This window comes from Jiangella mangrovi (assembly GCF_014204975.1).
Taxonomy (GTDB): Bacteria; Actinomycetota; Actinomycetes; order Jiangellales; family Jiangellaceae; genus Jiangella; species Jiangella mangrovi.
Genome location: NZ_JACHMM010000001.1, coordinates 4,884,577 through 4,909,820 on the forward strand (window position 1 = coordinate 4,884,577; position 25,244 = coordinate 4,909,820).

A 25,244-nucleotide genomic window follows, 5' to 3' on the forward strand; every position below is an offset into this window, starting at 1 on the left:
CCCGAGCGTGAGCCGGATCGCGAGGCGTCACCACGCCGCCGCGCGGGCCCGCCCACTGTTGACCATGGAGAAATGCGCCTCAAACGGGCTTCAGAACCTGCTCTTCTCCATGATCAACAGTGAGCGGCCGGCGCAACTGGACCACAGCGAGACCAATGGCCGAACCCACAGCGGAACCGCCAGCGGCCAGCGAGAAGAGAGAACAGCGGGCCTGAGGGCCGGGTCCATTTGGGGAGGGGGCCCTGGTGCTGTGAAAGGCGAGGGCGCGGCGGCGCGGGTCAAGTCCAGCGCCCCCACCACAGCAGCGACCCGACCACCACGCGCGCAGACTTGAGGCGCGCCGCCGCGCCCTCGACAATCGAGACAGCAGTGGGCCCGACCCACGTCAGCACCCCACCGCAGAACCTCAAATACCTGCAGAACCTCAGCGCACCACGCGCCCCCGCAGAACGATCCGAACCGGCTCCAGCAACGTCGACGGATCGACCCGAGGATCGGCGGCGTACACGCACAGATCCGCGGCCGAACCCTCCTCCACCAACCCGCTCCCACCCAGCAAGTAGGACCGGGCCTTCCACGACGCAGCGGCCACGGCATCGGGGGCAGGAAGACCCGCCGCCACGAACTCCAGCACCTCGCGCGCGATCAACCCGTGCGGCAGCTGCCCCCCGGCGTCGGTCCCCGCGAACACCGGCACGCCGGCGTCGTACGCGTCGCGGACGTTCTGGTATCGCCGCGCGTGCAGCGACCGCATGTGCGAGGCGTACGCGGGGAACTTCGCCTCACCCTGCGACGCGAACTTCGGGAAGTTGTCGATGTTCACCAGCGTCGGCACCAACGACACACCTCGCGACGCCATCGCACCGATCAGGTCGGACGACAACCCCGTCCCGTGCTCGATGCCGTCGATGCCGGCGCCCAGCAGATCGGGCAGGGCGTCCTCGCCGAACACGTGCGCCGTCACCCTCGCCCCGAGCTCGTGCGCCCGCGAGATCGCCGCGTCGAGGGCCCACCGAGGCCAGCAGGGCGAGAGGTCGCCCTTCTCGCGGTCGATCCAGTCGCCCACCAGTTTCACCCAGCCGTCGCCGCGCCGGGCCTCCTGCTCGACGTAGGCGACGAGGTCCTCGGGCTCGATCTCCCAGCCGAAGTTGCGCAGGTAGCGCTTCGTGCGGGCGAGGTGCCGGCCGGCTCGGACGATGCGCGGGAGGTCCGGGCGCGCGTCGATCCAGCGGGTGTCGGCGGGCGAGCCGGCGTCGCGGATGAGGAGGACGCCGATGTCGCGGTCGGTCAGCGCCTGCTGCTCCGCGACGTCGTCGGGGACGGCGCCGCCGGCGTCGAGGCCGACGTGGCAGTGCAAGTCGACCAGGCCGGGCAGGATCCAGCCCGAGGCGACCGTCGACGCTCCCGGCACCGGCTCGTACGTGACGAGGCCGTCGCGCACCCACAGGTCACGATGCTCGCCGTCGGGCAGCACGACCCCGCGCAGGTGCAGCGCGGGCGCCGGTGCGGACGCGCTCACCGCCGCTTGAGGAACTGCGCGATGTCGTCGGGCAGGTCCAGCGTGCCGTCGCCGGCGGGCGCGTCGCCACCGAAGGCCGAGGGCACCTGGCCGGGCTGCGGCTCCGCGGCGCGCTTCTCGTCGGCGGCCGCGAGCTGGGCCGCTCGCTTGGCCGGGTTGCCCGAACGGGACCCGCCCTTGCCCTTCTTGCCCTGCTTCGGCTGCTTGCCCTTGCTCTTCTTGCCCCCCATGCCGGGCAAGCCGGGGATGCCGCCCGCCATGCCGGGCATGCCGGGCATCCCGCCGAGGCCGCCGAGCTTGCCCCGCGCGGCCTGACTCATCATCTCGCGCGCCATGAAGAACCGCTCGATGAGCTGGTTGACCTCGCTGACCTGGCGACCGGACCCGCGAGCGATGCGGGCGCGGCGCGAGCCGTTGATGATCTTCGGGTTGGCGCGCTCGCCCGGGGTCATCGAGTGGACGATGGCCTGGACGCGGTCGAGCTCGCGCTCGTCGAACGCCTCGAGCGCCTCGCGCATCTGGCCGGCGCCGGGGAGCATGCCGATGAGGCTCTTGAACGAGCCCATCTTCTTGATCGCCTGCATCTGCTGCAGGAAGTCGTCGAAGGTGAACTCCTTGCCACCCTTGGCCTGCAGCTTGCGGGCCATGTCCTCGGCCTGCTCGGCGTCGAACGCCTTCTGCGCCTGCTCGATGAGCGTGAGCATGTCGCCGAGGTCGAGGATGCGCGACGCCATGCGCTCGGGGTGGAACACGTCGAAGTCGGTGAGCTTCTCGCCCGCCGACGCGAACATGACCGGCTTCCCGGTGACCGACGCGACCGACAGCGCGGCGCCACCGCGGGCGTCGCCGTCGAGCTTGGTGAGGACGACACCGTCGAACCCGACCCCGTCCTGGAACGACAGGGCGGTGCTGACGGCGTCCTGGCCGATCATGGCGTCGACGACGAACAGCGTCTCGTCGGGCTTCACGGCGTCGCGGATGTCCGCGGCCTGCTTCATGAGCTCGGCGTCGACGCCCAGGCGGCCGGCGGTGTCGACGATGACGACGTCGTAGAGCTTGCTGGTGGCGTGCTCGATGCTGGACCTGGCGACGGAGACCGGGTCGCCCACGCCGTTGCCCGGCTCGGGCGCCCACACGGAAACGCCGGCGCGCTCGCCGACCACCTGGAGCTGGGTGACGGCGTTGGGTCGCTGCAGGTCGGCGGCCACCAGCAGCGGCTGCTTGCCCTGCTCCTTGAGCCAGAGGGCGAGCTTGCCCGCCAGCGTCGTCTTACCGGCACCCTGCAGACCCGCGAGCATGATGACCGTCGGCGGCTGCTTGGCGAACCGCAGCCGGCGCGTCTCGCCGCCGAGGATGCGGACCAGCTCGTCGTTGACGATCTGGATGACCTGCTGGGCGGGGTTGAGCGCCTGCGAGACCTCTTCGCCCCGCGCGCGCTCGCGGACGGCCGCGATGAAGTCCTTGACCACCGGCAACGCGACGTCGGCCTCGAGCAGCGCGACGCGGATCTCGCGCGCGGTGGCGTCGATGTCGGCCTCGGAGAGGCGACCCTTGCCACGCAGGTTCTTGAACGTCGCGGTGAGGCGGTCACTGAGGGTGGCGAACACGTCGGCTGGAGTCCTCGGGTGTCGGCGGAGTGCGGGGGTCCATCGCAAGGGTAACGCGCTGCCCTCGCCCGCGGCATGCGCCAGACTGCCCCGTATGGCTGCCGACGTCGCCCCGGTGGTGCGGGTCCACCCCGCCACGCCCGATCGCTGGGACGATCTTCGCGCCCTGCTCTCCCCGCGCGGCGAGGGGGCGGACGCCTGCTGGTGCCTGGCCTGGCGGCTGCCGTCGGGCGAGTTCGGCCGCATGGCCGGCCCCGACCGCGAGGACCGGCTGCGGGAGCTGGTCGCCGCCGAGCCGCCGCCCGGCCTGCTCGCCTACGTCGACGACGAGCCCGCGGGCTGGTGCAACGTGGGCCCGCGGACGGCGATGGAGCGGCTGGTGCGCTCGACGACCATCCACGCGGTCGACGACCTCCCCGTCTGGTCCGTCGTCTGCTTCGTGGTGCGGACGGGCTACCGCCGGCAGGGGCTCGCGGAGGAGCTGCTGCACGGGGCGGTCGAGTTCGCCGGGGCGCACGGCGCGCCGGCGCTGGAGGGCTACCCGGTCGAGACGGGCGGCGCGCGGCTCAGCACGGCGCTGGCGTACGTGGGCACGACCGGGATGTTCGAGCGGGCCGGCTTCCGGCGGGTCGCCGGCACCGACGCGACCAGCGCCCGGCGGCCGCGCTGGGTGATGCGCCACGACCTGGCCGGGGCACCTGGTGCGTGATCCGCGCGAGGTGCTGACCCGCGCCGCTCCCCCGCCGCGGCTCACGGTCGCCTACGGGGACCTGCCCGACCAGGTCGCCGACGTCTGGTTGCCCGACGTGCCCGAGTTGCTCGCGGGCAACTCGGGCAACCCCGATGGGGGCGAGGGCTACTCGGGCACGTCGGGCAATGCGCCGCTGGTCGTCGTGGTGCACGGCGGATTCTGGCGAGCGGAGTACGACCGCACCCATACGCGGCCGCAGTGCGCCGGGCTCGCGGCCGCGGGATACGCCGTCGCCGCGATCGAGTACCGCCGGATCGGGGCGGGCGGCGGCTGGTCGGAGACATTCGACGACGTCGCGCAAGCGCTCGACACGGTCCCGGGCCTCGTCGCGGCGGCGACGGCGGGCGGACCCGTCGAGGTCGACGTGAGCCGGATCGTGCACGTGGGGCACTCGGCCGGAGCGCATCTCGCGGTCTGGGCGGCGTCGCAGCACCGGCTCCCGCCGGGTTCTCGGTGGGCGACCCCGGCCGGCGGCCGAGCCCGGCCGGGCGGGGGCGTCCCGCCCGCCGGGGTCGTCCCGCCCGCCGGGGTCGTCTCGCTCGCCGGGGTCCTCGACCTCACCGCGGCGGCCGAGCTGGAGCTCGACGACGGCGCGGCGCTGGAGCTCCTCGACGGCGATCCCACGACGCAGCCCGAGCGATACGCCGTCGCCGACCCGATGCGACTCGTCCCGCCCGCCATCCCGGTCGTCCTGCTGCACGGCAGAGACGACCGGCAGGTCCCGCCCGATCTCAGCCGCCGCTACGCCGCCGCGGCCGGACCGCGAGCCACGCTGCGGGAGATGCCCGGTGTGGAGCACTTCGGGCTCATCGACCCCGAGTCGGCCGCCTGGCCGGCCGTCCTCGACGCCGTCGCCACCCTGCTGGAGCCGCACCCATGACCGCCACCCGCTACCTGTACCTCGCCCGGCACGCCGAGGCCACGTCCGACGAGATCGGCCTGACGACGAACGGGCGCGAACAGGCCCGCCTGCTCGGCGAGCGGCTCCGCGACGCCACCGCACCCATCGCCTCGGTCCACCACGGGCCGCTCCCCCGCGCTGCCGAGACGGCCCGCATCGTCGCCGCCGCCCTCGGGGTCGAGCCGCAACAGGACCCGGCGGCGGGCGACTACGTCCCGTACCGCCCCGGCCCCGACGAGGCGCCCGCCCACTATCGGCGGTTCGTCGACCAGCTCGACGACGACGCCGACGACCAGGGCGCCCAGCTGGCCACGCAGGCGGTCGAGCGGTTCACCGGCCCGGCCGATGGTGACGCCGACCGGCACGAGCTGGTCGTCACGCACGCGTTCACCGTCGGCTGGCTGCTGCGGCACGCCCTCGACGCGCCGCCGTGGCGCTGGCTGACGGTCAACCAGGGCAACGCCGCGCTCACCGTCATCCGCTACGCGCCGGAGCGCGCGCCGTCGGTCCTGGTGCACAACGACACCCGGCACCTGCCCGGCGAGCTGCGGTGGACCGGCTTCCCACCGGAGCTGCGGGTATGACCACACCGGCCATCACCGTCGTTCCCGCGAACGAGGCGAGCTGGGAGGACCTGCAGGCGGTGTTCGGCACCCGCGGAACGCCACAACGCTGCTGGTGCCAGCGCTACAAGCTGGCGCCGCGCGAGTCGTTCGGCTCGTTCCCCGCCGAGGACCGCGCCGAACGGCTGCGCGACCAGTACGACCAGCCATCCGGCCTGGTCGCCTACCTCGACGGCGAGCCGGCCGGCTGGTGCAACGTCCAGCCACGCGCGGACTACGAAGGGCTCCGACGCGTCTTCACCGTCCCCTGGAAGGACCGCGACGAGGACCCGGCCGACTCGGGCGTATGGGCGGTGACCTGCTTCGTCACCCGCGCCGGCTTCCGCAAGCGCGGCATCGCGACGGCGCTCGCGGCGGCGGCCGCCCCCGTCGCCCGGGACAACGGCGCCCGCGCGATCGAGGGCTACCCGATCACCACGACGAAGGTGATCCTCGAGGAGCTGCACGTCGGCACCGTCGCCATGTTCGCGGCCGCCGGCTTCGAGGAAGTCGGCCACCCGACCCCGCGCCGCAAGGTCATGCGCATCGACTTCTGACGGCCCGAACTACGGCGCCAGCTTCAGCGCCACCTCGTACATGCCGTCCCACTCCGGCGCCTCCTGCACGCACCGGGCGAACAGCCAGAGCCGCAGCCGCTTCGGGTCGAGGTCGAGCAGCCCGGCCATGCGGTCCGACAGTGCCCCGGGGTCGGTCTGCAGCCGCTCCATGTTGAACATGTGCTGGGTCGCGTCGTAGGTGCGGTCGCCGACGTGCGGCTTCGGGTCGACGACGAGCCACGGCTCGCGCCGGGCGGCGAGCACGTTCTCGGGGTGCAGATCCGTGCAGAGCAGCACGTCGTCGTCGCTGGTGCGCGGCAGTTCGCGGTACAGCGCGACGCCCTCGCGCAGCAGGCCGCGGTCCCATCCTCGCTCGTCGGCGACGGCGTCGGCCCGCGCCTCGAACTCGCGCGCCCAGTGGTCGCACATCGAGGTGAGCGACGGGAACGGGTGACCCTCGGGCGGACGGCGCCAGAGTCGCCGCAGCATGCCCGCGAGCACGACGTCCTGCTCCGGCGGCGGCATCGAGTCCTTCAGCCAGGTGCCGGGCGTGCACCGCTCGAGCAGCAACGCCCGGGTGTCGTCGCTGACGAACTCGTCGTGCAGGCGGACGACGCCGTCGCCGTCCCAGAAGCGCAGCCCGTCGGCCTCGTGCTCGGCCTCGGGGTGGCGCCAGCCGACCTTGAGCACGACGGCGTCACCTGCCGCCGTCGTCGCCGGAGCCACCCACGACGCCTGCCCGCCCGGCTCGTACGGCTCGGCCACCCTCAGCTCCCACCGCTCGGCCAGTGCCGGCACCAGGGACGGCAGCGTCGACGCCGCCCACGCCGTCAGGCCGGGCTCGAGGCCGCGGTCGGCGGCGCGGGCGAGCAGCATGGGCATGCGGAAGGCGGTCACGCCGGCCATTGAAGCCGACGCGACCGCCGTCGCGCACCCAGGTTTCAGGCGTCGCGCTTCTGGAACAGCCACCCCGCGACCAGCAGGAGCAGCGCCGCCTCGCCGACGAACACCCCCAGGCCCGTCCACGGCCCGAGCAGGTCCGGGTTGAAGGACTCGACGGTGGCGATGGTCGAGCCGGCGTTGCCCGGCATCAGCTTCGTCAGCCACTCGCCGGTGGCGCCGGGGATGAGCCCGACGAGGTTGCCGACGATGAAGATCAGGGCGATGCCGACGGTGACCGCGCCGGCCGTGTGCCGCATGAGCAGGCCGAGCGCCAGGCCGAACACGCCCAGCACGGCGAGGTACAGGCCGCCGCCGATCATGGTCCGGAGCACATCGGGGTCGGTGACCGAGAACCCGATGCCCTCGCGGTCGAGGAAGAAGTTGCCGGCCAGGAACGCCGCGGCGGACGTGATGGTGCCGAGCACCAGCAGCAGCCCGGTGAGCACCGTCGTCTTGGCGGCGAGCACGGACCACCGGCGTGGCGCGGCCGCGAGCGTCGTGCGGATCATGCCGCTGGAGTACTCCGACGTGGCCACCAGGATGCCGAGCACGAGCGCGGCGATCTGGCCGAACATCAGGCCCCAGGTGGCGAACGCGCCCACCGGCTCGTCGCCGGCGGCGCCGCTGGCGAGGTCGCCGGCCGCCGCGAGGCAGACCAGCGCCGTCAGGCCGACGCTGAGGACGAACAGGGAGGCGAGGGTCCAGACGGTGGAGCGGACGGTGCGGATCTTGGTCCACTCGGCGTCGAGGATGCGCCCGAACGTGAGCCGGGCCGCGCCGGTGGAGGCCGCCGGCCGCGCGCTCGCGGCGGCCGGCTCGAGGGTCGCTGTGGTCATCTGGTCACACTCCGGCGAGAACGGGCTGGTCGGTGCGGGCGTGGTACTCGACGCTGTCGGCGGTGAGACGCATGAACGCCTCCTCGAGCGAGGCGTTGACCACGCTCAGCTCGTGCAGGAACAGGCCGCGGGTGCCGGCGACGTCGCCGATCTGGTCCGACGAGGCCCCCTCGACGAGCAGCGCGCCGTCGTCGTCGCGGCGGACCGTCCAGCCGTGCTCGCGCAGCGCCTCGGCCAGCGCCCCGCCCTGGGGCGAGCGCACCCGCACGTGGGCGGCGGAGTTGCGGGCGATGAAGTCGGCCATGCCGGTGTCGGCGAGGATCTGCCCGCGCCCGATGACCAGCAGGTGGTCGGCGGTGAGCGCCATCTCGGACATGAGGTGGCTGGACACGAACACCGTCCGGCCCTCGGCGGCCAGCGCACGGATGAGGTTGCGGATCCAGCGGATGCCCTCGGGGTCGAGGCCGTTGACCGGCTCGTCGAAGAGCAGCACACCGGGGTCGCCGAGCAGCGCGGCGGCGATGCCGAGCCGCTGGCCCATGCCGAGCGAGAACCCGCCGGACCGCTTGTGCGCGACGGCCTCCAGCCCGACCAGGCCGATGACCTCGTCGACGCGACGGCGAGGGATGCCGTTGGTCTTCGCCAGCCACAGCAGGTGGTGGTACGCCGAGCGGCCACCGTGAATCGCCTTGGCCTCGAGCAGCGCTCCGACCTCGTGCAGCGGCGCGGGCAGGTCGCGGTAGGCCTTGCCGTTGACGGTGACCCGGCCGCCGGACGGGTGGTCGAGGCCCATCACCATGCGCATGGTCGTCGACTTGCCGGCGCCGTTCGGGCCGAGGAAGCCGGTGACCGCGCCCGGCCGGACCGTGAAGTCGATCGCGTCGACCGCGGTCTTGTCTCCGTAGCGTTTCGTCAGCCGTTCCGCTGTGATCATGGCGGCTACGCTACGACCGCCGGGAACGGTAAAACAGCAGTTCAAGGGTGCTTTCAGGGGTAGCTCAGGGACATCTCGGGGTCGCCCCTGAGCGCGGTGTCAGGGAGTGCTTGGATACTGCCCATGGACAGCGACCCCGATTCGACCGGCGACGAGCGCGTGCCGGTCGCTCAGGTGCTCAGCGGCCTCGAGGTGCACCCGCTCGCCCAGGGCGAGACGGCCATCGAGGCGTTCGTGCTGATCAAGGTCTTCGACGCCGACGGGCGGCCGGCGTGGTCGTACCGCACCACCAACCGGCTGAACCGCGAAGAGCTGCTCGGCGCGCTGATGGTGCAGGTCGACGTGTTGCGCAAGGAGTTGCGTGACGAGTGGGACGACGGCTGAGGACACGTCGTCCCACTCGTCACCGGTCCCGGCGGCGTGCCTGGGGACCCGGGGGCACCTATCTGGTGCGCACCCGGTGCACACCGCCGAGCTGGGTGCCGGCGTAGAGCCACCGGCCGTCCGGGCTGATCTCCAGTGACACCACCGACAGGTTCTGCAGGCCGCCGGACACGTTCGCCCAGGTGCGCCCGCCGTCGGTGCTGCGCAGCACGCCCCGGCCGCCCTTGATCAGCCCGTTCGCGCTGAACGAGCCGGTCGCGGCGTACCAGGTGTCCGGGTCCGTCGGCGAGACGGCCAGGTCGCCGACCAGCATCGGCAGCCCGCCAGTGTCCGCGTCGTGCCAGGTCGTGCCGCCGTCGTCGCTGACGCGGATCGCCGGGCCGGCGGCGACCACGCGGTCGCCGTCGACGGACACCGACGTGTACCGGCCGTCCACGACCTTCTCCGCGGTGACGCCGAAGTCGTCGCTGCGGTAGAGGCCGTCGTCGGCGGCCAGCCAGAGCCGCTCCGGGTGCGCGGGATCGGTGGCGACGGACCAGAACAGCTGGTCGTGGAAGTACTTGCGCCAGACCGTGCCGCCGTTGCGGGTGACGTACAGGCCCGTCCCGCCGAGGCTCCAGAACGAGACCGCCACGGTGTCGGAGTCGGCCGTCCCCACCACCAGGTCCAGCGGCACCTCGTTGGTGCGTCCGCGCAGGTCCCACTCGTGGCCGCCGTCGGTGCTGCGGTAGACCCAGAACTGCGACAGCGCGTCCTTGCGGATCTTCCACACCGTCTGCGGGTCCTGCGGGTCGACGGCGAGCTGGCCGATGCGGGTGCCGACGTAGGCCTCGTAGCCCGACAGTCCCCACTCCGCACCGCCGGCCGGCAGCTTCGGCCGCGTCGGCAGGTCGGTGGCGTAGATGTCGGTGTCGGTGCCGGCGAGCAGCCGCGGCGTGCCGTCGGTGTCGTCGGCGATCTCGAGGTCGTGGACGGTGCTGCCCTGGACGCCGATGCGCCGCGGGTCGTCGCCGTCGTCGCCGGTCAGGAACAGCCCGGCGCCCGGCGACGACCACAGCAGCCCGCCGGCCCACGGCTGGACGTCGTCCTCGACGGCGCCGTTGATCGGCTCGGGCAGCTGCTCCCACGTCGTGCCGCCGTCGCGGCTGACGTGCTGGACGTCGCGGTAGGTCGTCACCATCATCAGGTCGTCGCTGACGACGAGGTCGAGGGCGCCGCCGTCGGGGACGGGGTACAGCTCGGCCCAGGTGGCGCCGCCGTCGTGGCTGCCGATGACGACGTCGTCGACCAACGCGGCCACGGTCTCGCCGTCGGCCGTGGCGGCCAGGCCCTCGACGAAGCCGTCCTCGGTCTTGTAGACGGTGTCGCTGCCGGTCGGCTCGCCGGCCAGGATGCCGCGGACCGCCCAGACGGCGTCGAAGCCGGCCAGGTACAGGTCGTCGCCGCTGACGGCCGCGCCGGTCAGGTCACTGCCGGCCGGGTTCGGGTAGCTCGCCCAGCCGTCGCCGCCGTCGTGGCTGACGAGGATCGCGTCCGGCCGGACGGCGACCAGCACCTGCGTCTGCGGATCGCTGAGCAGCGCGATCGTGTGCGCGTCGGGCACGTCGAGCTGCTGCCAGGTCGCGCCGCCGTCCTCGCTGCGCAGGATCCGGCCCTCGTAGGTGTTGTCGAGGCGGACGCCGAAGCTGAGGCCGGTGGCGGCGTTGACGGCGTACCACATGGTGTCGGGGTCGTCGGCGGCGATGACGAGGTTGTCGTTGCCGCTGCCGGCCGCGACGGGCAGCCGGTTGTGCTGCCGCCACGTCTCACCGCCGTCGTCCGTGGTCCACGGACCCGGCTTGCCGTACTGCGTGACGGCGGCCGTGTCGGGGTCGGCGCCGCTCACGGTGATCGGGCCGGACGACGTATTGGGGCCGATCGGCTGCCACGCGGCCGGGTTGCCCGAGTTGCCCGAAGGGGCGGTGACCTCGAAGGACGCACTTCCGGTGATGATCGCGCCGAGCGTCGTGCCAGCGGTGACGCCGACGGCGTACGCTCCGGCCCGCGACCCGGTGAGCTCCGCGCGGTACCAGCTGTCGTAGTCGTGCTCGGCCTGGACGGTGACCGGGCGGCCGCGCGGCGGGGTCACCGTCACGGTCGGCGGCTCGGCCAGCGGCGCCGGGCTCCAGATGAAGGCCTCCGAGGTGCCGTCGCTGGGGTCGGGCGACGTCTGGACGACCAGGTGCCGGGCGGCCAGCAGGTACGGGACCCGGACGGTGGCGGGGCTGCCGCCGTCGCCCGACGTCGTCGCGACGACCCAGCCGGTCAGGTCGGCATCGCCGTCCGGGGTGTCCGCGGCGACGGTGACCGTCACCTCGAGCTCGCCGCCGGCGGGGATCGTGCCATGGGTGGGCGTCACGGTGGCGGTGCCGATGGTGGTCGGCGCCTGCTCGACGGCGAGGGTGACGGCGACCTCGGCGTCACCGGGGTTGCGCAGCGTCGTCGTACCGCTGCCGCCGACCGTCGCGCCGGACAGGTCCGCCAGGCCGAGCGAGACCGACGTCGGGGCGGCGATCAGCGGGCTGTCGACGGCCGCCGGGATGTCGACGCGACCGGCGCCGGAGGTCGTCGGGCCGGTGCCCTCGACCGCCACGGCCGAGCCGGTGAGCCGCCCGTTGACGTCCGCGACGGACTCGTCCGGCCGGAGCTGGCGCAGCAGCGCCGCCGCGCCGGCCACGTGCGGCGCGGCCATGCTGGTGCCGGAGATGCGGTAGACGCCGGGCGCCCAGAACTCCAGCGGCCAGGTCGAGCGGATCTCGATGCCGGGCGCGACGATGTCGGGCTCGAGGTCGAAGTCCGGCGCCGGGCCGCGGGAGCTGAACGAGGCCATCTGGTCGGTGACGTCCTGGCCGGAGATCTCGATGTGCACCGGGCCGGCGGCGAGGTCGCGGCTGAGCTGCTCCCACTGCATCTCGAACAGGCCCATGACGACGAGGCGGTCCAGCCGGAAGCTTTCGCCCGGCTCCTCCAGGACGCCGGAGAGCGGGACGTCAACGACGCCGGGCTCCTGCTGCGGCGTGTCGGCGCCGGGTGCGACGCCGTCGGCCGCGAGGACCGGGCCGCCACCGCCGCCGGTGTAGGCGATGAGCGCGAGCGCGCCGCGTTCCTCGGCCAGCCGCGCCTGCTCGACGAGGAACGGCGCGACGTCGGCGAGGTTGCGCGGCAGGTTCTGCCGGTAGGCGACCACCTTGCCCGTGACGTCGCCGACGCGGTCGTAGTCCTCCTCGTAGCCGTCGCCGACGTCGACGAGCTCGCCCACGACCGGCGTGGTCGGCGCGGGCGCGGAGAACGGCGCACGGAAGGTGTCGATGGGCTCGTCGCGCGGCGCCGTCAGCCGGGCCGACGGCAGCACCAGGCCGCTCGCGGACGCGCCGACCGAGAGGACGCCGTCGGCCAGTGCCGGGCTGCCCATGGTCTGCTCGCCGGGTCCGGAGTTGCCCGCGGCCGCGACCACGACGACGCCCGCCTCGGTGGCGGCCGTGGCGGCCAGCCCGATGGGGTCGGTGCCGTCGCCGGGGCCGCCGAGGCTCAGGTTGACGACGTCGGCGCGGTACGGGTTCGCGGGGTCGACGGCCGCCTGCAGCCCGGCGATGATGTCGGACTCGTAGCCCGCGCCCCAGCCGTCGAGCACCTTGTAGGCGGTGAGCAGCGCGCCGGGCGCGACGCCGGTGGTCTCGGGGGTGCCGGCGCCCGTGCCCGCGACGATGCCGGCGACGTGGGTGCCGTGGCCGTTGTCGTCCATCGGGTCGGCGTCGCCGTTGACGAAGTCGTGGCCGGCGACGACCTTGTGGCCCTCGCCGAAGCCGCCGCCCAGCGAGGGGTTCGTGTAGTCGATGCCGGTGTCGACGACCGCGACGATCGTGCCGGTGCCGTCGGCCGCGCCGCCGCCGGGCGCCTGCCGTTCCCACACCTCCGGCGCGCCGATGTGCGGCACGCTGACGTCCGTGGCGGTGCGGATCCGCTGGTCCGGGAGTACGTCGGCGACGCCGGGCAGCTCCCGCAGCGCGTCGACGTCCTCGGCGTCGACGGTGAGGGCGACGGCGTGCACGAGGTCGGTGAACTCGTGCTCGACCTGGGCGTCGATGCCCTGGCCGGCGGCGGCCGCCAGCATGGTGCGCTGGGCGGCGACGGCGGCCCGCTCGGTCCGGGCGTTCGCGGTCGCGAGCTCGGCGGGCGCGACGGGATCGCCGTCGGGACCCGCCATGAGCACGATGACGCGGGCGTCCTGGCCGGCCTCGGGGGCCGCGCCTGCCTGGGGTGCCGTGCCGGCGACGAGGGGGGTCAGGCCCGCTGCGGCGAGGGCGACGGCGAGTGCTGCGCCGGATCCGGCGCGGAGTCGTCGAGCAATCATCATGCTCCCGGGGTAGGACCGCGGCCGGGGGGAGCCGCGGGGATTGCCCATTCGTACTGGCTGGCCTCCTCCGCTATCAATGGTTGCGCCTGGCCGGTTGCGGCCGGTGGCACAATCCGGCCACATTGGTGCCATGACGGCAGATGAGGACTTCTCGCTCGCGCCCGTGGGCCTCGGCCCGTTCGACGAGGAGGTCTACCGCGCGCTCCTGACCTGCGCCGACGCCACGCCGGCGGCACTGGCGGAGCAGCTGGGGCAGCCCGAAGGCCGGGTCGACCGCGCCTTCGCCCGGCTGCGGGCGCTCGGCCTGGTCACGCGGATGTCCGGACGGCGCCGCCGCTACACCGCCGTCGACCCCGAGGCCGCCCTCGACGCGCTGGTGCGGGAACGCGCCGGCGAGCTGGACCACGTGCGCAGCTCCGCCGTCGCGCTGTCGTCGATCTTCCACGCCGTGCGGCGGCAGGAGGGCGGCGGCAGCACCGTCGAGCTGCTCGACGGCCCCGAGGAGCAGGGCCGCTGGTTCGTGCGGCTGCAGCACCAGGTGCGCTCGGAGATGATGGTCTTCGACCGGCCGCCGTACGTCCTGGCCGCCGTCAACCCCGTCGAGCCCGTCCGCCTCGGCAGCGGCGTGCGCTGGCGGGCCGTCTACGCACCCGAGGCGCTCGAGATCCCCGGCGCCATGGACGAGGTCAACGACCTCACGAGCCGCGGCGAGCAGGCCCGCGTGCTGGCCGGGCTGCCGATGAAGCTGGCGATCGCCGACCGCCGGATCGCGCTGCTCACGCTGTCGATGGACGTCGATCACGCACAGGGGCTGATCGTCCGCGAGTCGACGCTGCTCGACGCGCTGGTGGAGCTGTTCGAGACCTACTGGGCGCGGGCGACGCCGCTCGGGCCGGCGGCCGTGGCGGACGTCCCGGACGACGACCGGCAGCTCGTGCAACTGCTGGCCGCCGGGCTGACCGACAACGCGATCGCCCGCCAGCTCGGGCTGTCGACCCGCACCATGCGCCGCCGGACCCGCCGCCTCTTCGACGAGCTGGAGGCGACGAACCGGTTCCAGGCCGGCATCCAGGCCGCCCGCCGCGGCTGGCTCTGACCCCGCGACCCACCCACGGGCGGGGGCGCGCTGCGGGCGCAGGACGGTGTGCGGGACGGCGAGCCGCCCGCGCCGGTCGGCGCCGCGTGCCAGGATGTGGCGCCGTGCGCAGAACTGGATCCAGAACCGCAGTCGTCCTCGTCGCCGCCCTCGTCCTGCTGAGTGGGTGCGGCGGGGACGGCGGCCCGCAGGACGAGCCGGCGGCGGACGTGAGCACGGCGCCCACGCCACCCGAAGCCCCGGAGACCACGGAGCCGCCGGAGCCGCCGGAGACCGCGACCCCCGAGCCGGGGTTCGAGGGCGATCCCGCGCTGGCCGCGCTGGACCCGTGCGCCCTGGTGGACGCTGCCGGGCTCGCGTCGCTCGGACTGACCGGCGGCGAGCCGGAGACGCTGGGCCAGGCGAGGGTCTGCCGCTACCGGTTCGAGGGGCCGACGCTCACCGAGAGCTTCACCGTGTCGGTCGAGTTCTTCGGCACGTACGGCCTGGACGACATCGTGGCGGAGAGCGTCGACGCGCCGGCGCCGATGGGCGCCCACGAGTCGCGGCGGTTCATCGACATCACCGGCGGCTGCGGGATCGGCATCGGCGTCAGTGCGACCTCGAGGGTCGACGCGACCGCCGTCGGCGGCGATCAGGACCTGGCGTGCGAGCACGCGACCGCGCTGGCCGCACTGGTCGAGCCCGCGCTGCCCTGAGCCGCAGCGCCTAGCGCACGCCCGTGGGGCGGAACTGGACGCTGATGCGCGGCCCGACCGGCTTCGCGGTCTTGGGGACGGCGTGCTCCCAGGTGCGCTGGCACGACCCGCCCATGACCAGGAGGTCGCCGTGGCCGACGGCGAAGCGGAGGGTCGCGCTGCCGCCGCCGCGCTGACGCAGCAGCAGCGAGCGCGGCGCCCCGAGCGAGACGATGGCGACCATGGTGTCCTCGGTGCTGCTGCGCCCGATGGTGTCGCCGTGCCAGGCGACGCTGTCGCGGCCGTCGCGGTAGAAGCACATGCCGGCCGTGGTGAACGGCTCGCCCAGCTCGTGCGCGTAGTGCCGGCTCAGCTCCTGGCGCGCCTCGGTCAGCAACGAATCGGGCAGCGGCTCGCCGTCGCCGTAGAAGCGGACCAGCCGCGGCACGTCGACGACGCGGTCGTACATGGCGCGCCGCTCGGCCCGCCACGGCACCGACTCGACGAGGCCTGTGAAGAGCTGGTCGGACCCGTCGACCCAGCCGCGCCGGACGTCGACCCACGCGCCGAGGGTGAGGGCGGTGCGCTCGACGGTGTCGCCGAGCGCGCCCAGCGTGGCGCCACCGCTGACGCCGTCGAGCAGGGAGGCTTGGAACGCTACGGTCATGCCTCCACACTAGCCGTGTTCGAACGAATGTTCTACCCGTCGCGTGCGCGGAGCTACGCGATCAGCGGGCCGGAGCCGCGGCGGGTCGACAGCCACCAGAGCGCGACCGCGACGACGCCGAGGACGGCACTGAGCACGAACGGCGCCTGCAGACCCTGCCAGGAGGCGACCGCGCCGCCCCCGAGCGCGCCCACCGCGCCGGCGCCGAACACCACCGTCCGCCAGGCCGCGGTGACCCGTCCCAGCAGCCCCGGCGGCGTCAGCCGCTGCCGCACCGAGACGGCCGCGACGTTCAGCACCGTGAAGCCGCCGCTGGTCGCCACCACGACGACGACCGCCGCCCACGTCGTCGGAGCGGCGAGCAGAAGCGCCGGTGTCACGGCGATGACGGCGATGCTGCCCAGCAGCACGGCCCGGTGCCGCTGCCGGCCGATGAGGCGGTCGGCGAGCAGTGCGCCGGTCAGGCCGCCGACCCCGCCGATCGCGAGGAACACGCCGAAGCCGAGCGCGCCGGCGTCGAGCCGCGCGTCCAGGTAGAGCACGAACACCGCGAACCAGGCGGCGTCGGCGAGCATCACCATCGCGACCGCGCCCAGCAGCCCGCGAAGCACCCGTTGCCGCGCCAGCCAGCCGAGCCCGGCGCGCACCCCGTCGGCCACCACGGGCGCGCCGGCCTCGCCGCCCCGGGCGGTCGCGGCCAGCAGCGACGCGGGCAACGACAGCACCAGCAGGACGGCGATCGCCAGCGTCGCGCTGTTGGCCGCGAACGGCAGCGCCACGCCGGCCGAGAACAGCCCCGCGCCGATCAGCGGCCCGACGAACTCGTTGCCGGCCACCTCGCCCGCGACCAGCCGCCCGTTGGCCCGCTCCAGCAGCCTCGACGGCACCAGCCGCGGCACGACGGTCTGCGCGGCGGTGTCGCGGACGGTCTCGGCGACACCCAGCGCGAACGCGGCGGCGGCGACCAGCGGCAGCGTCGCGGTGTCCGTCAGCAGCGCCGCCACCAGTCCGAGCAACACGACGATGCGGCCGGCATCGGCCCCGGCGAGCAGCGTCCGCGCGCCACGGCGGTCCGCCAGCGACCCGGCGGCCAGCCCCGTCAGCAGCCACGGCAGCGCCGTCGCCGCGCCGACCGCCGCCACCGCGAACGCGTCGTCGGTCAGCGACGCCGCCAGCAGCGGAAACGCGGCCACGCGAATGCCGTCACCGAGATTCGCCAACGTCGCCGCCGCCCAGAACCGCCAGAACCGGCCACCCAGACGCATCCGCCCATCGTAGGTCCGGAGCCCAGCACCCGCCGCTGCCCCCGCGAGGACCCGCGCGGCGGCGATGAGTTCCGGGCCCGCGGGCGGTCGGTAGGGAGAAGCATGAAGCAGAGATGAAGCCACCCGATGATTCGCTGGGACGCCGTGCGAGTCGCCGGCGCCCGTCGACCGGGCCGAACGAGATCGAGGAGAGACAAGTCATGCGAGACGTCATTCTGTACATGTCGATGTCACTGGACGGGTTCGTCGACAGCGACCGCGAGCACCCCGGGGTCGCGATCCCCGAGGGCGCCGAGCTCAAGCAGTGGAAGATCGACCGCATCAGCAAGGCCGGCGCCCACCTCATGGGTCGCGTCACGTACCAGCAGATGTCGTCGCTCTGGCCGCACTCGGACGACCCGTACGCGGCACCGATGAACGACATCCCCAAGGTCGTGTTCTCCAGGACCCTCAGCGACGCCGAGGCGGACTGGCCGGTCACGCGGGTCGCACGTGGGGACCTCGCGACCGAGATCGCCGCCATCAAGGCCGCGCCCGGCCCGGACGTCATCGTGTGGGGCGGCGGAGGGCTCGCCGGCGCTCTGGCCGCGGCGGACCTGATCGACGAGTACCGTCTCCTCGTCCAGCCGCTGGTGCTGGGCCGGGGACGGGCGCTGTTCGACCAACTGCCGGACTCGCGGCACCTGGACCTCGTCGAGGCCGTGCCGTTCCCCAGCGGCGTCGTGGTGCAGATCTACCGGCCGCAGCAGGCCTGAGGGAGGCACCGTGGGCAAGGTGGTGGCGCAGGCGATCATGTCCCTCGACGGATATGTCGCCAAGCAGGACAACTCCATCGGCCGGTTGTTCGACTGGCTGCAGAACGGCGAGGTCGAGCTCCCGACTCCGGCCGGCGACTTCGCCGTCCATCTGACTCCGGCCAGCTCGGACCACTGGCAGCAGTGGGTGTCCTCGGTCGGCGCACTGGTCTGCGGCCGGACGCTGTTCGACGCGACCGGGGGCTGGCAGGGTCGCCATTCGATGGACGTCCCCATCGTCGTCGTGACGCACCAGGTCCCCGCCGACTGGGTCGACGCACACCCCGAGGCGCCGTTCACCTTCGTGACCGACGGGGTGGCGGCCGCCGTCGCTCATGCACAGACACTCGCCGGCGACCGCGTCGTCGCGGTCACCGGTGGCACCATCGCCCGGCAGTGCCTGGAGCTGGGGCTGCTCGACGAGGTGGCCGTCGACCTCGTCCCGGTCGTGATGGGCGAAGGCAACCGTCCCTTCTTCGGCACGCTCTCGGCCGGCGACGTCATGCTCGGCAACCCCACGGTCTGCGTTCAGGGCGACCGCGTCACCCATCTCGTGTTCCCCGTGGCCCGCTCATGACCCATGACGTCGTCTGGTGGGAGATCGAGACGCCCGACCCCGCCGGTGCCCGGGCGTTCTACGGCGCGCTCTTCGGCTGGACGTTCGAGCGCGCCTTCGACGGCCCGGGGTCCGAGCTCGGCCGCGACTACTGGCTCATCAGGCGGGGCGACGGCGACGGCGTCGGCCGCGGCATCGGCGGGTTGCAGGCCGCGCTCCCGGGGCAGCCGGCCCCGGCCGCCGGCGTGCGGCTGTATGTGCGTGTCGACGACCTCGAGGCGACGGTGGCGCGGGCGGTGGCGCTCGGGGCGGTCAGCGAGCGCGGCCGCACCCTGCTCGGCGGCGACGACCACTGGTTCGCCAACGTCCGGGACCCGCAGGGCATCAGCCTCGGGTTGTGGACGTCACGACCGGCGGCGTAGCCAGCCCTTGCGCGCAGGAGCCGTCGACCGCAGGTTATCCGCCGCCTCCGGCGCGACGAAGGCGAACGCGGGACGAACGGGCAGCGACGTCCACGGCTCGATCGACGCTGGACGGGGTGCGCCCGGTCCGGCCAGGATGATCCGACCCGTGGACCGCCGCAGAGGAGCCGACATGACCGTTCTCGCCGACCTGCTCGACGCCGTCGCCGGCGGCCGCATCGAGGTCGTCGACCTCACCGCGCCGCTGAGCTCGCAGACGCCGATCCTGAAGCTCCCCGAGCCGTTCGGCCAGACGGTCCCGTTCCAGCTGCAGGAGATCAGCCGCTACGACGACCGCGGCCCGGCCTGGTACTGGAACAACATCACGACCGGCGAGCACACCGGCACCCACTTCGACGCGCCCGTGCACTGGGTCACCGGGCAGGACGGCGGCGACGTCGCGCAGGTACCGCTCCCCCGCCTGGTCGCGCCTGCCGCCGTCGTCGATGTGACGGAGCAGGCGGCGGCCGACCCCGACTTCCTGCTCGAGATCGACGACGTCAAGGCGTGGGAGTCCGAGCACGGCCCGCTGCCCGACGGCGGCTGGCTCATGCTGCGCACGGGTTGGGACGCGCGGTCGGACGACCAGGAGGCGTTCCTCAACGCCAACGAGACCGGCCCGCACACGCCCGGCGTCAGCATCGAGTGCGCGCGCTGGCTGGCCGACGAGGCGCCGATCCTGGGCATCGGCGTCGAGACCGTCGGCACCGACGCGGGCGCCGCGCACTCGTTCGACCCGGCGTTCCCGTGCCACTCGTTCCTGCTCGGCGCCGGGAAGTACGGCCTGACGCAGCTGCAGAACCTGGCGTCGTTGCCGCCGGTGGGCGCGGTGGTCGTCGCGGCGCCGCTGCCGATCGTGGGCGGCTCGGGCAGCCCGGCACGGGTGCTGGCACTGGTCGAGCGCTGATGCTCGTTGGCGAGGCGGCCGGGCGGGCGCTGGCGGAGCTCGGCGTGCGGCAGGCGTTCGGCGTCGTGGGCAGCGGCAACTTCCACGTGACGAACGCGCTGGTCAGCGGCGGCGCACGGTTCGTCGCGGCCCGGCACGAAGGGGGTGCTGTGACCATGGCCGACGCGTACGCGCGGATGTCAGGCGAGGTCGCGGCGGTGACCTTGCACCAGGGCTGCGGGCTCACCAACGCGCTGACCGGCATCACCGAGGCGGCCAAGAGCCGGACGCCGCTGCTGGTGCTCGCGGCCGAGGCGACCGTGCCCGGCTCGAACTTCTTCGTCGACCAGCCGGGGCTGGCGTCCGCGGTGGGGGCGTCGTCGGTGCGGGTGTCGTCGGCCTCGACGGCCCTCGATGACGTGGCGCGGGCGTACGCGCTGGCGCGGGACGAGCGGCGCACCGTCGTCGTCAACCTGCCCCTCGACGTCCAGGGACTTCTCATCGACGACGGCGTCAGCCTGCGGCCGGTCGGGCCCGCGGCGGCTCCGGTTCCGCCGCCGGTGCCGGTGCCGGACGTGGGTGAGCTGGCCGCTCTGCTGGCCGGGGCCGAACGGCCGGTGCTGATCGCCGGCCGCGGCGCCCGGCACGCCCGCGCCGAGCTGCTCGCCCTGGCCGACGCCTGCGGCGCGCTGGTCGCGACCTCCGCCGTCGCGAAGGGCCTGTTCCACGGCAGCCCGTGGTCGCTGGACGTGTCCGGCGGGTTCGCGTCGCCGCTGGCCGCGTCGCTGATCTCGTCGGCCGACGTGATCGTCGGGTTCGGCTGCGTACTGAACATGTGGACCATGCGGCACGGCCGGCTGATCGGGCCTTCGGCACGGGTCGCGCAGGTCGACCTCGACCCGGACGCCGTCGGCCGCAACCGCCCCGTCGACCTCGGCGTGGTCGGCGACAGCGCGGCGGTGGCGGCCGCGGTGACCACGGCGCTGGGTGAGCTGACGCCGTCGGGCCCCGGATACCGCGGCGAGGAGGTGCGCGAGCGGATCGCGCGGGAGCTGCGCTGGCGCGACGTGCCGCACGACGACTGGGGCGGCGACGGTCGCGTGGACCCGCGGTCGCTGACGATCGCCCTGGACGACCTGCTGCCCGCCGAGCGCGTCGTCGCCGTCGACTCCGGCAACTTCATGGGCTACCCGAGCATGTACCTCTCCGTGCCCGACGAGTTCGGCTTCTGCTTCACGCAGGCGTTCCAGTCGATCGGGCTCGGGCTGGCGACGGCGATCGGCGCGGCGCTGGCCCGGCCGGACCGGCTCCCGGTCGCCGCGCTGGGCGACGGCGGGGCGCTGATGGCGGCCGCGGAGCTCGACACCGTTCGGCGCCTGGGGCTGCCGATGGTCGTCGTGGTCTACAACGACGACGCCTACGGCGCCGAGGTGCACCACTTCGGCTCGTCCGCGCCGCTCGAGACGGTGACGTTCCCGCCGACCGACATCGCCGCGGTGGGCGCCGGGTACGGTTTCGACGGCGTCACCGTCCGGTCGATCGGCGACCTCGTCGCCGTGCGCGAATGGCTCGACGGGCCTCGCGGCCGGCCGCTGCTCATCGACGCCAAGGTCGCCGCGCCGCAGGGCTCGTGGTGGCTGGAGGAGGCCTTCCGCGGTCACTGACCCGCCGTTGGGCGGAGGGCACCCCGCAGCTGACCCGGAGCGCCCGCGGCGGCGACCACGGCGTCGGTCAGCTCGGCGAGCAGCGGCGACTCGAGCTTCCACCGTTGCCAGTAGAGCGGCACGTCGAGATGGCGGCCCGGCGCGAACTCGACCAGCCGGCCGTCGGCCAGGGGCGCGCGCGCCATCGACTCCGGCAGCATCGCCCAGGCCAGCCCGAGCACCGTCGCGTCGGCGAAGCCCACGGACGAGGGCAGGACGGTGACCGGCGGGTCGACACGGCGGCCGGCGACCTCGCGGGCGAACCGTGTCTGCAGCAGGTCCTTGCGGTTGAACTGCAGCGTCGTGGCGGAAGCGAGCGCCGTCGCCGTCGGGCCGTCGGGGAACCACCGCGCGGCGAAGGCGGGCGTCGCGACCCCGAGGTAGCGCATGCGCCCGAGCGGGCGGACGGCGCAGCCCTGGACGGCGCGCGGGTCGGCGGTGACGGCGGCCACGACGGCGCCCTCGCGCAGCAGCGTCGCCGAGTGGTCCTGGTCCTCCTGGTGGATCTCGAACCGCGCGTCCCGCTCTGAGGCCAGGCCGGAGAGGGCCGGCAGGAACCACGTCGACAGCGAGTCCGCGTTGACGGCGACCGCCAGTCGCACGTCGACGCCGTCGGCGGAACCCGCTCCGGCCGAGGCGAGCCCGGCCAGCGCCTCGCTCTCGAGCAGCCGCACCTGGCCCGCGTAGCGTGCCAGCACCTGCCCGGCCGGCGTCGCCCCCGCCGGTCGCGTGCGGGTGACCAGGATCTGGCCCATGCGCGACTCGAGCGTCTTGATCCGCTGGCTCACGGCCGACGGCGTCACGTGCAGCCGGCGGGCGGCGGCCTCGAAGCTGCCCTCCTCGACGACGGCGGCGAACGCGCTCAGCTGCGCCAGGTCGATCCGCATCATGAAGCCATGCTAATGAAGGTGAAGAAACTTGAGCTGGCCTTCGGGTCGCCGCGTCCGTAGCGTCGAGATGTGTCCAGTGCCGCCATCGGGTTCGTCACCTCCCTGTCGCTGATCGTCGCCATCGGCGCGCAGAACGCGTTCGTCCTGCGCCAGGGCATCGCGCGACGCCACGTGCTGCCGGTGGTGCTCGTCTGCGCGACGGCGGACGCGCTGCTCATCGGCGCCGGGATCGCCGGGCTAGGCGCCGCGTTGACGGCGCACCCGTGGGCGCTCGACGTGGCCCGCTACGGCGGCGCGGCGTTCGTCATCGGCTACGGCGCGCTGGCGGCCCGGCGGGCGCTGCGGCCGTCGTCGCTGTCGTCGGCGGGCCGATCGGCGACGACGGCGCGCGCGGCGGTCCTCGCCTGCCTGGGGTTCACGTTCCTCAACCCGCACGTCTACCTCGACACCGTCGTGCTGCTGGGCGCCTTGGCCAACCAGCACGGCGACGACGGCCGCTGGCTCTACGGACTGGGCGCCATGGCGGCGTCGGTCGGCTGGTTCACCGCGCTCGGCTTCGGCGCCCGCGGTCTGAGCTCGGTGTTCGAGCGGCCGCGCGCCTGGCAGGTATTGGACGGATTGATCGCGCTGGTCATGGTCGCGATCGGCGCCGGCCTCCTGCTCGGCTGACTCGGGATGAGGGGTGGTTTGGTGGCGCCATGACGCCACCAAACCACCCCTCATCGGGCGAACGAGACCCTCAGCGGAGGCCGTTGAGGGTGGCCACCTCGATCAGCAGGTTCGGGTCGTCGGTGATGATGCCGTCGACGCCGAGGTCGATGAGGCGCTGCATGATCGACGCGTCGTTGATGGTGTACGGGACCACCTTCACGTTCTGCCGGTGCAGCTCCTCGATCGTCGGGCCGTGGAAGTAGGACGGGTCCTCGCGCAGGTACCAGTCCGACGACACGACGGTCCCCTGCGCCGGGTCGTGGACCTGCCAGTTGGCCGACACCGTCGAGGCGCCCGCCTGGCGGGTCAGCCGGCCGAGGTCGCGCACCCGCCACCAGTCGAGGCCACCGGTCCAGGGGCTCGTCACCGAGCGGTCGCCGTACACCGCCTGCAGGGAGCACTCGTCGGCGAGCGACGCGCACTCGGCCGGGCCGTACTGCCAGACGAGGGCGACGGTCTCGATGTCGCGGTCGAGCCGGCGGGCGTAGCGGATGGTGCGCCAGTCGAACGACTGGATGGTCGCCCGGTCCTCGAGCCCGGCAGCCTGAATCGCCGACACCAGCTTCCGGGTGAACTCCTGGTACGGCGCGGTGTCGTTCACCAGCGGGCTGATCTTCGTCTCGATGTTGAACCGAATATCGTCGCGGCCGCTCTGCTCGACCAGCTCGAACACCTCGTCGAGGGTCGGGATGCGCGCACCCGGCGCCGCCACCTGCTCGGGCAGCTCCGGCAGCAGCTTCGTGCCGCAGTCGATGGTCTTGATCTGGGCGAGGGTGAGGTCGCGGACCAGGTCGCCGACGTACGGGAACTCGGGGTCGCCGGGGGTTGCCGGGGCGGTGTCGATGCAGTGCGAGCCGTTGATCGCCCGGTCGTGCGACACCACCAGCACGCCGTCCGCCGTCACGCCGGTGTCCAGCTCGAGCGTCGAGATCGCCTCGTTCTCCAGCGCGTGCGCGAACGCCGGCAGCGTGTTCTCGGGCCGGTCCCAGCGACCGCCGCGGTGCGCCTGGACGTCCAGCGGCGACGCGATCGGCTCCGGCAGCCGTAACCCGCGCTCGGCCAGGACGGTGCGCAGCCGGTCCGGGTAGTCGGTGATGATGCCGTCGACGCCGTCGTCGATGAGCTTGTTCATGGTCGCGGGGTCGTCGATGGTCCACGGGACCACCTCGATGCCGGCCCGGTGGGCGCGGCGCACCATGTCGCGGGTGACGTACGGGACGTAGCCCGGGTCATCGACGGAGCCGCCCTGCGGGAAGCCGTGCACCGGCGAGAACGCGTCGGCACCGAAGGACTCGATCGCCGCGATCGGGTCGTCGTCGAAGTCGTCGATGTCGATGCCGCCCAGCCACGGCGAGGCGCCCGGCCGGTCGACCTGCAGGAAGTCGTAGTTGGTCAGGGCCACCAGCCGCAGCCGGGGCGCCACCTCACCCATGCGCATGAGCGCGCCCCAGTCGAAGGACTGGATGGTGACCTGCTTCTCCATCGTCGCGTCACGGATCTCGCGGGCGACGACCTGGACGAACTGCTCGCGCGGCGCGGTCTCGTGCGGCGCGCCGGCCTCGACCTTGGTCTCGATGTTGAGCATGACGTCGTCGGCGTCGTAGGCCTTCACCAGGTCGAAGACCTCGCTCAGCAGCGGCATGCCGGCGCCCGGCACGACCTGCTGCTCCGGGTAGCCGGCCAGCTGGCGGGCGCCGCAGTCGAGCGTCTGCACCTGGGCGAGCGTGAGGTCCTTGATGTACCTGCCCTGGGCGTACGGGAACTGCGGGTCGCCCGGCGTGACCGGCGCGGTGTCGGCGCACTTGGCCGGGTTGATGCGCCGGTCGTGGGTGACGACGGCGTACCCGTCCTTGGTGATCTGGATGTCCAGCTCCAGCGTCGACACGCCCAGCTGCAGGGCGTTGCCGAACGAGGCGAGCGTGCTCTCGGGCCGCAGCCCCAGCCCGCCGCGATGCGCCTGCAGATCGAACTCCCCGGGCGGCGCCGCCTGTGCGGGGACGGCGAGCAGCCCGGCGCCCAGCACGGCGGCCGCGAGGGCGGTACGCAAGATTGGCTTCGACATGGCGCGATCGTGTCCACGCCGGTTGAACACCGTAGTGTGCTCAGGTGACC

The 25,244-nt window shown here is 73.6% G+C and carries 23 protein-coding genes and 1 pseudogene; 13 read left to right on the plus strand and 11 right to left on the minus strand.

Annotated features, from left to right (window positions below; translation table 11 throughout):
- Positions 1 to 424: 424 nt before the first annotated feature.
- Both HD601_RS22560 and ffh read right to left on the minus strand, forming a co-directional pair.
- Positions 425 to 1,519: an amidohydrolase family protein gene (locus HD601_RS22560; protein WP_343076440.1), complete on the minus strand. Its 1,095-nt coding sequence runs from the start codon at positions 1,517 to 1,519 to the stop codon at positions 425 to 427.
- Positions 1,516 to 3,126, minus strand: coding sequence for a signal recognition particle protein (gene ffh, locus HD601_RS22565; protein WP_184825664.1), 1,611 nt, complete (start codon positions 3,124 to 3,126; stop codon positions 1,516 to 1,518). Before ffh ends, HD601_RS22560 begins: the two co-directional genes overlap by 4 nt.
- Before the next feature lie 94 nt (positions 3,127 to 3,220).
- Between ffh and HD601_RS22570 the strand changes: the two genes are divergently transcribed.
- Genes HD601_RS22570 through HD601_RS22585 form a run of 4 tightly spaced genes read left to right on the plus strand, consistent with a single transcriptional unit; the run spans position 3,221 to position 5,937 of the window.
- A complete protein-coding gene (locus HD601_RS22570; RefSeq protein WP_184825666.1) occupies positions 3,221 to 3,835 on the plus strand; it encodes a GNAT family N-acetyltransferase in 615 nt (204 codons plus the stop codon).
- Positions 3,825 to 4,757 carry an alpha/beta hydrolase fold domain-containing protein gene (locus tag HD601_RS22575; protein ID WP_184830128.1) on the plus strand — a complete coding sequence of 311 codons (933 nt, stop codon included), beginning with the start codon at positions 3,825 to 3,827 and terminating at the stop codon, positions 4,755 to 4,757. The genes HD601_RS22570 and HD601_RS22575 overlap by 11 nt, the downstream gene beginning before the upstream one ends.
- The gene (locus HD601_RS22580; RefSeq protein ID WP_184825668.1) at positions 4,754 to 5,362 is read left to right on the plus strand and encodes a histidine phosphatase family protein; all 609 of its coding nucleotides are present in this window, start codon (positions 4,754 to 4,756) and stop codon (positions 5,360 to 5,362) included. Before HD601_RS22575 ends, HD601_RS22580 begins: the two co-directional genes overlap by 4 nt.
- Positions 5,359 to 5,937, plus strand: coding sequence for a GNAT family N-acetyltransferase (locus HD601_RS22585; protein WP_184825670.1), 579 nt, complete (start codon positions 5,359 to 5,361; stop codon positions 5,935 to 5,937). Before HD601_RS22580 ends, HD601_RS22585 begins: the two co-directional genes overlap by 4 nt.
- A gap of 9 nt (positions 5,938 to 5,946) precedes the next feature.
- Here the strand turns inward: HD601_RS22585 and HD601_RS22590 are convergent, their stop codons facing one another.
- Genes HD601_RS22590 through HD601_RS22600 form a run of 3 tightly spaced genes read right to left on the minus strand, consistent with a single transcriptional unit; the run spans position 5,947 to position 8,649 of the window.
- Positions 5,947 to 6,834 carry an aminoglycoside phosphotransferase family protein gene (locus HD601_RS22590; RefSeq protein ID WP_184825672.1) on the minus strand — a complete coding sequence of 296 codons (888 nt, stop codon included), beginning with the start codon at positions 6,832 to 6,834 and terminating at the stop codon, positions 5,947 to 5,949.
- A 44-nt stretch (positions 6,835 to 6,878) separates the two neighbouring features.
- Positions 6,879 to 7,715 carry an ABC transporter permease gene (locus HD601_RS22595; protein ID WP_184825675.1) on the minus strand — a complete coding sequence of 279 codons (837 nt, stop codon included), beginning with the start codon at positions 7,713 to 7,715 and terminating at the stop codon, positions 6,879 to 6,881.
- A gap of 4 nt (positions 7,716 to 7,719) precedes the next feature.
- Complete coding sequence (locus HD601_RS22600) at positions 7,720 to 8,649, minus strand: ABC transporter ATP-binding protein (RefSeq protein ID WP_184825677.1); 930 nt, start codon at positions 8,647 to 8,649, stop codon at positions 7,720 to 7,722.
- 123 nt (positions 8,650 to 8,772) lie between these two features.
- Here HD601_RS22600 and HD601_RS22605 point away from each other — a divergent pair, with 123 nt between their 5' ends.
- Positions 8,773 to 9,033 (plus strand): hypothetical protein, encoded by a 261-nt coding sequence (locus tag HD601_RS22605; RefSeq protein WP_184825678.1) that lies wholly within the window; start codon positions 8,773 to 8,775, stop codon positions 9,031 to 9,033.
- A 58-nt stretch (positions 9,034 to 9,091) separates the two neighbouring features.
- Here the strand turns inward: HD601_RS22605 and HD601_RS22610 are convergent, their stop codons facing one another.
- A complete protein-coding gene (locus HD601_RS22610) occupies positions 9,092 to 13,426 on the minus strand; it encodes a S8 family serine peptidase (RefSeq protein ID WP_184825680.1) in 4,335 nt (1,444 codons plus the stop codon).
- 130 nt (positions 13,427 to 13,556) lie between these two features.
- On the opposite strand from HD601_RS22610, the gene HD601_RS22615 reads away from it, so the two are divergent.
- Entirely contained in the window at positions 13,557 to 14,522 is a 966-nt protein-coding gene (locus tag HD601_RS22615; RefSeq protein WP_221441213.1) for a helix-turn-helix domain-containing protein, read from the plus strand.
- A 104-nt stretch (positions 14,523 to 14,626) separates the two neighbouring features.
- On the plus strand, positions 14,627 to 15,220 hold the full coding sequence (locus HD601_RS22620) for a DUF3558 family protein (RefSeq protein ID WP_184825684.1): 594 nt from the start codon (positions 14,627 to 14,629) through the stop codon (positions 15,218 to 15,220).
- Between the two features lie 10 nt (positions 15,221 to 15,230).
- On the opposite strand, the gene HD601_RS22625 is transcribed toward HD601_RS22620, so the two are convergent.
- Together HD601_RS22625 and HD601_RS22630 are read right to left on the minus strand one after the other, a co-directional pair.
- Positions 15,231 to 15,866 carry an alpha-ketoglutarate-dependent dioxygenase AlkB gene (locus HD601_RS22625; protein ID WP_184825686.1) on the minus strand — a complete coding sequence of 212 codons (636 nt, stop codon included), beginning with the start codon at positions 15,864 to 15,866 and terminating at the stop codon, positions 15,231 to 15,233.
- A gap of 53 nt (positions 15,867 to 15,919) precedes the next feature.
- Positions 15,920 to 17,131: an MFS transporter gene (locus tag HD601_RS22630; RefSeq protein WP_184825688.1), complete on the minus strand. Its 1,212-nt coding sequence runs from the start codon at positions 17,129 to 17,131 to the stop codon at positions 15,920 to 15,922.
- Positions 17,132 to 17,331: 200 nt separating this feature from the next.
- On the opposite strand from HD601_RS22630, the gene HD601_RS22635 reads away from it, so the two are divergent.
- From HD601_RS22635 to HD601_RS22655, 5 genes are all read left to right on the plus strand, one after another.
- Complete coding sequence (locus tag HD601_RS22635; protein ID WP_184825690.1) at positions 17,332 to 17,886, plus strand: dihydrofolate reductase family protein; 555 nt, start codon at positions 17,332 to 17,334, stop codon at positions 17,884 to 17,886.
- 10 nt (positions 17,887 to 17,896) lie between these two features.
- The gene (locus HD601_RS22640) at positions 17,897 to 18,502 is read left to right on the plus strand and encodes a dihydrofolate reductase family protein (RefSeq protein ID WP_184825692.1); all 606 of its coding nucleotides are present in this window, start codon (positions 17,897 to 17,899) and stop codon (positions 18,500 to 18,502) included.
- Positions 18,499 to 18,903 (plus strand): VOC family protein, encoded by a 405-nt coding sequence (locus tag HD601_RS22645; RefSeq protein WP_184825694.1) that lies wholly within the window; start codon positions 18,499 to 18,501, stop codon positions 18,901 to 18,903. The genes HD601_RS22640 and HD601_RS22645 overlap by 4 nt, the downstream gene beginning before the upstream one ends.
- 172 nt (positions 18,904 to 19,075) lie before the next feature.
- A complete protein-coding gene (locus tag HD601_RS22650; protein WP_184825697.1) occupies positions 19,076 to 19,849 on the plus strand; it encodes a cyclase family protein in 774 nt (257 codons plus the stop codon).
- Positions 19,849 to 21,492 (plus strand): thiamine pyrophosphate-binding protein, encoded by a 1,644-nt coding sequence (locus HD601_RS22655; RefSeq protein WP_184825699.1) that lies wholly within the window; start codon positions 19,849 to 19,851, stop codon positions 21,490 to 21,492. Before HD601_RS22650 ends, HD601_RS22655 begins: the two co-directional genes overlap by 1 nt.
- Here the strand turns inward: HD601_RS22655 and HD601_RS22660 are convergent.
- Complete coding sequence (locus HD601_RS22660) at positions 21,486 to 22,421, minus strand: LysR family transcriptional regulator ArgP (RefSeq protein ID WP_221441214.1); 936 nt, start codon at positions 22,419 to 22,421, stop codon at positions 21,486 to 21,488. The two genes, HD601_RS22655 and HD601_RS22660, sit on opposite strands and share 7 nt — an antisense overlap.
- A gap of 69 nt (positions 22,422 to 22,490) precedes the next feature.
- Here HD601_RS22660 and HD601_RS22665 point away from each other — a divergent pair, with 69 nt between their 5' ends.
- Entirely contained in the window at positions 22,491 to 23,090 is a 600-nt protein-coding gene (locus HD601_RS22665) for a LysE family transporter (RefSeq protein ID WP_184825701.1), read from the plus strand.
- Positions 23,091 to 23,160: 70 nt separating this feature from the next.
- On the opposite strand, the gene HD601_RS35940 is transcribed toward HD601_RS22665, so the two are convergent.
- Complete coding sequence (locus HD601_RS35940; RefSeq protein ID WP_343076519.1) at positions 23,161 to 24,174, minus strand: glycerophosphodiester phosphodiesterase family protein; 1,014 nt, start codon at positions 24,172 to 24,174, stop codon at positions 23,161 to 23,163.
- Positions 24,151 to 25,194 (minus strand): annotated as a pseudogene (locus HD601_RS35945) (glycerophosphodiester phosphodiesterase); the annotation flags it as partial. The pseudogene HD601_RS35945 and the gene HD601_RS35940, both read right to left, overlap by 24 nt.
- Between the last annotated feature and the right edge of the window lie 50 nt (positions 25,195 to 25,244).

Excerpts from the sequence above, each read along its gene's own strand:
- HD601_RS22610 (WP_184825680.1), bottom strand. The coding sequence starts at position 13,426 with ATGATGATTGCTCGACGACTCCGCGCCGGATCCGGCGCAGCACTCGCC.
- HD601_RS22660 (WP_221441214.1), bottom strand. The coding sequence starts at position 22,421 with ATGATGCGGATCGACCTGGCGCAGCTGAGCGCGTTCGCCGCCGTCGTC.
- HD601_RS22570 (WP_184825666.1), top strand. The coding sequence starts at position 3,221 with ATGGCTGCCGACGTCGCCCCGGTGGTGCGGGTCCACCCCGCCACGCCC.
- HD601_RS22580 (WP_184825668.1), top strand. The coding sequence starts at position 4,754 with ATGACCGCCACCCGCTACCTGTACCTCGCCCGGCACGCCGAGGCCACG.
- HD601_RS22600 (WP_184825677.1), bottom strand. The coding sequence starts at position 8,649 with ATGATCACAGCGGAACGGCTGACGAAACGCTACGGAGACAAGACCGCG.
- HD601_RS22635 (WP_184825690.1), top strand. The coding sequence starts at position 17,332 with ATGCGAGACGTCATTCTGTACATGTCGATGTCACTGGACGGGTTCGTC.
- HD601_RS22630 (WP_184825688.1), bottom strand. The coding sequence starts at position 17,131 with ATGCGTCTGGGTGGCCGGTTCTGGCGGTTCTGGGCGGCGGCGACGTTG.
- HD601_RS22605 (WP_184825678.1), top strand. The coding sequence starts at position 8,773 with ATGGACAGCGACCCCGATTCGACCGGCGACGAGCGCGTGCCGGTCGCT.
- HD601_RS22595 (WP_184825675.1), bottom strand. The coding sequence starts at position 7,715 with ATGACCACAGCGACCCTCGAGCCGGCCGCCGCGAGCGCGCGGCCGGCG.
- HD601_RS22655 (WP_184825699.1), top strand. The coding sequence starts at position 19,849 with ATGCTCGTTGGCGAGGCGGCCGGGCGGGCGCTGGCGGAGCTCGGCGTG.
- HD601_RS22645 (WP_184825694.1), top strand. The coding sequence starts at position 18,499 with ATGACCCATGACGTCGTCTGGTGGGAGATCGAGACGCCCGACCCCGCC.
- HD601_RS22625 (WP_184825686.1), bottom strand. The coding sequence starts at position 15,866 with ATGACCGTAGCGTTCCAAGCCTCCCTGCTCGACGGCGTCAGCGGTGGC.
- HD601_RS22615 (WP_221441213.1), top strand. The coding sequence starts at position 13,557 with ATGACGGCAGATGAGGACTTCTCGCTCGCGCCCGTGGGCCTCGGCCCG.
- HD601_RS22585 (WP_184825670.1), top strand. The coding sequence starts at position 5,359 with ATGACCACACCGGCCATCACCGTCGTTCCCGCGAACGAGGCGAGCTGG.
- HD601_RS22650 (WP_184825697.1), top strand. The coding sequence starts at position 19,076 with ATGACCGTTCTCGCCGACCTGCTCGACGCCGTCGCCGGCGGCCGCATC.